At 33.5% G+C, this 5,554-nt stretch carries 6 protein-coding genes; all 6 read right to left on the bottom strand.

Annotation, left to right across the window (positions count from 1 at the left end):
• Positions 1 to 389: 389 nt before the first annotated feature.
• Positions 390 to 1,199 carry a hypothetical protein gene (locus ND811_RS18730; RefSeq protein WP_265353514.1) on the bottom strand — a complete coding sequence of 270 codons (810 nt, stop codon included), beginning with the start codon at positions 1,197 to 1,199 and terminating at the stop codon, positions 390 to 392.
• 202 nt (positions 1,200 to 1,401) lie between these two features.
• Positions 1,402 to 1,683: a helix-turn-helix domain-containing protein gene (locus ND811_RS18725; RefSeq protein WP_135629340.1), complete on the bottom strand. Its 282-nt coding sequence runs from the start codon at positions 1,681 to 1,683 to the stop codon at positions 1,402 to 1,404.
• Positions 1,680 to 2,063 (bottom strand): type II toxin-antitoxin system RelE/ParE family toxin, encoded by a 384-nt coding sequence (locus tag ND811_RS18720; RefSeq protein WP_265353515.1) that lies wholly within the window; start codon positions 2,061 to 2,063, stop codon positions 1,680 to 1,682. Before ND811_RS18720 ends, ND811_RS18725 begins: the two co-directional genes overlap by 4 nt.
• 677 nt (positions 2,064 to 2,740) lie before the next feature.
• On the bottom strand, positions 2,741 to 3,259 hold the full coding sequence (locus ND811_RS18715; protein WP_265353516.1) for a hypothetical protein: 519 nt from the start codon (positions 3,257 to 3,259) through the stop codon (positions 2,741 to 2,743).
• The gene (locus ND811_RS18710) at positions 3,260 to 4,105 is read right to left on the bottom strand and encodes a histidine kinase (RefSeq protein WP_265353517.1); all 846 of its coding nucleotides are present in this window, start codon (positions 4,103 to 4,105) and stop codon (positions 3,260 to 3,262) included.
• Between the two features lie 190 nt (positions 4,106 to 4,295).
• A complete protein-coding gene (locus ND811_RS18705) occupies positions 4,296 to 5,495 on the bottom strand; it encodes a hypothetical protein (protein WP_265353518.1) in 1,200 nt (399 codons plus the stop codon).
• Positions 5,496 to 5,554 lie beyond the last annotated feature (59 nt).

The raw sequence follows: 5,554 nt of genomic DNA, 5'->3' as shown, positions 1-5,554 counted from the left end.
CATAATTTATAAACACAGCAGTTTCATTTAATTCTGAATATTTTAGTAATTCATCTTCTGATAGTTTTTCATTGGATTTACAAGAGAAAATTAACAATAAGAATACTAAGGTTTTAAATTCTGACTTCATAACTTTTCCTGAATAATTTTGAATATTTGCGATTTCGCATAACGAACTAGGGGAGACGACGTTTCCCGACCCTGAGTCCCGGCGGGACGTTAGGGACTGGCACGGAGTTTGCGGATGCAAACGAGTGACAGAAGGGAAATGTGGCGCAGCCCAAGCGAGGCCTTGTGCCGAAGCGAAGCGTTTCCACGCTGTTATGCGCTGGCTTTGTTTTAATAGTTAAAATTTTATATATAGATATAAAATTATATTGCTCATTTATTTAAGTTTTGCAGTGATTTACAAATTCTTCAATATACTTCCAGGATTGATTATGTGAGAGAAAAGTTACCAAGGTTATGCTTTTTCTTAAGTTTGATGCTGCAAATATTTTATGATGGCCATCTAATATATAATTGGCAAAACACCAGTGAGTAGAAATTTCTGGATATTTTTCTTCGCCATTAATTATTGGAAAATCGCATGGTGACTTTACATCTAGTATAGAAATTGATAAAGCGGTAGGCTTTTTTTCATTGCGGATAAGATCTTCGTAATATTTTACTCTATCTGCATTTAAATTTTTGATAGGATAGATAGGAATATAAAATTCGTAAATTTTTTCTTCATTTAGGATTTTCTTATCACTTCCTCGGTAGTATTCTGTTTTAGTATCTTCTTCTTCCTGAAATCGTTCTTTTTGCCATGTTTCCCATAAATCCTTAGCGAAATAATCATCTGAATCTTTTGGGAAAACTAGGTGTGGAAAGAATTCAATTAGGAGAACTTCATAATGATCATTTGGAAAAAGTTTTGAATATTGAGATACCAACTCATGATTAATGGATTTTATACCTTCATTTAAATTTTCAATAAGATTGTATGAATCTATGCTTATTTTACTTGTTTCTTCTAGTTTAGAAAAGAAAAAATTACAAGTTCCACATATATTTCCAATATGGTATAAATTCCTTGAATCGTAGGTAATAAATCTATCCCAAGCGGGCCATGCATCGGAACCTGCTGATGAAAATCCTAATTTTGAATTTGAATCCGTGAGCGTTATTGATGTTTGATCTAAAATTTTAATCATTTTATTTATTCGAATATTTTCAAAGCTTGCGCATAACGAACTAGCCTTAACGACGTAGGCTGGCCCTGAGTCCCAACGGGACGTTAGGGACTGGAACGACACTTGCGTAAGCAAGGGGAGTGCCAGAAGCCTATGTGTCGCAGACCGAGCGAGGGCTTGTCCCGAAGCGAAGCGTTAAGGCGCTGTTATACGACGTCTGAAACTAAGCAGTGAGTTTTCTGTTTTTAATAGATATTTCTAAATCTAGCGCATGGCAAACTTTTAAAAATGTGGATAAGTTGCAATTCACACCATTTTCTATCTTAGAAAGTTGTTGCTGAGTAACATGAGCTTTTTTTGCTAAATCAGATTGCGATAATCCTTTTTTCTCTCTCAAAGATTGTAGCTCAATAGAGATATTAACAAGTTCCTTTTCTTCTTCAAATTTTTCCTTAAAAGATTTATTCTTTAACTTAATGTCTAAATGTGTTTTGAAAGATCTCATAAATTTAACTCCTTTAAGTTTTTTTCTGAATATTTAGTTAGGAAATAGTCTCTTCTATTAATAGCTTTTTTAATTTCAGCTTTTGGTACTTTATCAGTATTCTTAACGAATTGATTGGTAAGAATTATATAATTTTTGTAACAAAAGAAATAGAGAATTCTTATCTGCGAACCAGATAGCTTAATTCGTAATTCATGAATCCCATCAATCAGTAAATCTGCATAAGGCCTAGGTATGTTAGGTCCCAATTCTGAAAGTTTATCCAACCAAGCAAATATTTTTGCCTGGTTTCTCTCATCTTTTGAATTTATAAAAATTTCTATTTCAGATAGAGTGTCTTTATTTTCCGAAAAGTATATAATTTTCCATTTCTTTGACACAATCCAGAATACATCATTTATGATGTTAAGTCAATTTTTATTTATAGGTTTAGGTGAAATTTTTCAGATGTCGTATAACGAACTAGCTTACCGACGTTCCTCGTAGCTGAGCCTCAGTATGAGGCGTTAGCGTCGGCGCGATATTTGCGGAGGCAAAAATCGTGCCGGAGAGGAATGTGTCGGAGACCGAGCGAGGCCGTAAGTGCCGGAGCGCAGCGGTAAGCGGATGTTAATTGCAGTAGGTTTCTACTGAAAAAAGATAATTGTCGAAAGGGAAATCTCATCAAGCGCGAAAATTTTCGATCCGAATCTTTTTTCTTATAAATTTATATTGGAACTAGCGAATTAAAAACTCTTCTTTCTTCGTTTAATGAGAAAATTACCTTCTTTAGCAAATCACAGTTAATAAAAGAATCTTTGAAGAGAGTTTCCGCTACAAAAAGGCAGTAATATATTAATTCCTCAACCCTCTCTAAAGAAAATTTTCGCGCGCTTTTTTTGTATGATTTAACCTATTGCAATTAACGAACTAGGCTAATCGACGTTCCTCGTAGCTGAGCCTCTGAAGGAGGCGTTAGCGTCGGCGCGTCTTCTTGCGGAGCGAGAAGCGTGACGGAGAGGAATGTGGCGTAGCCCAAACGAGGCCGCAAGTGCCGAAGTGCAGCGATTCGCCGTTGTTATACGACGTTAGCATTTAACGTTGAGATTTTTTGTAATTTTAAGCCAATTTTAAAGATTATTTTTCTATAGAAGCGCAATTTAGTATTTAAATATTGGTTTACTATTTCGTCTAGGATTGAGACAAAATCGACTGCTGTAAGAAGCCTATCTTCGATAATAAAATCTACATTAATTACTTTATTTTTTAAATGGTGTTTATGGGCGGATGTGATTGCTATAAAGGCATTTGTTTTTGATAACAATATTTCTGCCAATGCAAATCCGTCTGCTGCAACCTCTTTTTTAGTTATTCCTTTAATATCTAAAATAAATATATCTGCTGGAGATTTAATAAATTTTTTCAGTAGTTTATCATCAACAAGGTAATAGCGATCAATGATTCGGTGCCCGCTTTCTTTGGCTAGTTTTATCATTTGAGGGGTAAAATAAGACTTTTCATCGTCTATGATAACGATTTCAAGAGGTTTTATTTTCATTAAGAATTTTCCGAGATTGGCCAATAGCGTTTCTTTCATTTAGTCTCCTAAAACTACATTATGAATTGTAAAAATCTGATAATATTTATCTTCATTTTTTATTTGTTTATGAGTAAGGTCTAAATCAGGTATATTTTCATATAGCATATTATTGTAATGATTAATTAGGGTGCGTGCCCATGATAATCCGAATCCAAATCCTTTTGATGTGTTGTCACCTTTAATACCTAAACTAAAAATTTCTAATCCATCTGAGATTTGTTTGGATTCATTCTTCACAGAAATATCGAAAATGTTTTTTTCTTTATGTATAATTGTCACGAGAACTTCTGTGTTGGAAATGCTATATTTCCATATATTGTCAAACAATATGTTGAAGATGTATTCTATGTTATCACCCCCTTTCTGTATTAAGAAATTACGATCTGATTCGATTCTTAGTTCTAAGTTTTCCGCTCGATAAGCATTTTTTAAAATTGCATGTATTGAAAAATATTTTCGTAAAATCGGCGTTAATGGATATTTGCTTGTACTTGTATGTTTAACTTCTCCAGGTTGGAAATCATTTACACCTGAGATCATTTGAATCATCATATCGATTATCAAAACCGCACCAACAATTCTGTTACTTGGTTTTTCCAAATCAATCATAGCAGTTGATAGATTTGGGTCTAATTTATTAGTTTCTTGGAGAATTAGAGACAATATAGGATTTATTTCATGCCTCAAGTTTGTAGATAAATTTCTAAGAGTAATATATGGATCCAATTTCTCAATTTTAGATGGTTTTACGTAGCAAACTACTCCATATTCGCAAATATCTAATGTTCCCATTTTGATTTTTTCACAGGTTTTAGTTGTACAGATGTTACAGTTATGTATCATATTTTATTCCTTTGCTAATGTCGTATAACGAACTAGACTAACCGACGTAGGCTGGCCCTGAGTCCCGGACGGGACGTTAGGGACTGGAACGACGCTTGCGTAAGCAAGAGGAGTGCCAGAAGCCTATGTGTCGCAGACCGAGCGAGGGCGCAAGTCCCGAAGCGAAGCGGTTAGTCGCTGTTATACGCCGTTAAATAATTCTAAGTACTTCATTAGAAATTCCTTTTCGGAATAATTGTATATATCCATCGTTAGATATTTTTATTGCGATTCCTAATTTAGACAATTCTTTTGCTGCTGCTGTCCGTCCACCACCAGAACTTCCTCCTGGTAATTTGACTATAGTTCCAATGCTGATTATTTTTCCGCTTGAGGAAAGTATTAATCCTCCGTCTATCGCTAAAATTTCCTTTCTTATTTGTCTTTCTAACGACTGAAAGCTTTTCTGTTTCGTTAGTTCGTTAAAAAATCTGATTTTTTCGATATATTTTGGTTCATTCAAAGAATCTGAATCAACTATCTGAGTAAGAGTAAAATTTGAGTCATCTCCTATTATAGATATCAGACCTCCAGTTTTTGCAAAGGATACATCTATACATGAGAGATAGATAGAATTTTTGAGTGAATTTTCTTCAATATTACTAAAGGCAGTTAATCTTGAAGTTAATTTTTGATGATTGTATTCAACCCAGTAGTTCCCTTTCTTTGCAAATTTTAATTGCGAATTTTCTACTATCATTATATCTCCTAATCGAGTCAGGATAATAAATTGACTTTTTGGTTTTTTCGAAATATTTGAGAATCTAATGGGAATAAAGGCGTTTTTATCTTCCTTTTCATATACACCCATCCCACTAATAATTCCATTTTTATCTGTTTTAATAAAGGTATTTACCCCATCACCAATAGGTGCAATGTAATCTTCTTCAAAAATTTCAAGGATATTTACTTTCTCACCTTTGTCTTTTTCTTCTAGCTCTATTTCGATTCCCAAGTTTACAGAACTACCTTCGTAAGTTTTGTTTCTCCAGAAATATATTTTTTCGAAGAGTTTTAGAAAGTGCAATTCGTTCTCTTTGAATATATATTTTACTATTGACATATCAAAGGCTTTTTCAATAAGAATGTCGTAGTAGTAATCGTTAATGGTCGATATGTTTAATTTATCTAATTCGTTAATGAGGTTTTCTAGGAAAGTCTGATCTCTGTTGGTAAAATTTTCTTCTCTTTTGATTCCAGATATTGTTCCATTATATTTGTAAAATAAATACTTGTTTCCTGCTCCAATTGATGAATTTTTATTCAGGGATCTGGGTATTTTATCCTTTGATTCTAATAGAGATGAACTAGGATAAAATTTAATTAGATGGTTATTTATTCTTTCAATCATTTTTATTTAATGGCGTATAACGAAAAAGCTTACCGACGTTCCTCGTAGCTGAGCCTACG

Source organism: Leptospira soteropolitanensis (assembly GCF_026151655.1).
Taxonomy (GTDB): Bacteria; Spirochaetota; Leptospiria; order Leptospirales; family Leptospiraceae; genus Leptospira_A; species Leptospira_A soteropolitanensis.
The sequence above is the reverse complement of the archived record's forward strand: the minus strand, read 5'-3'. Positions and strand labels throughout refer to the sequence as shown.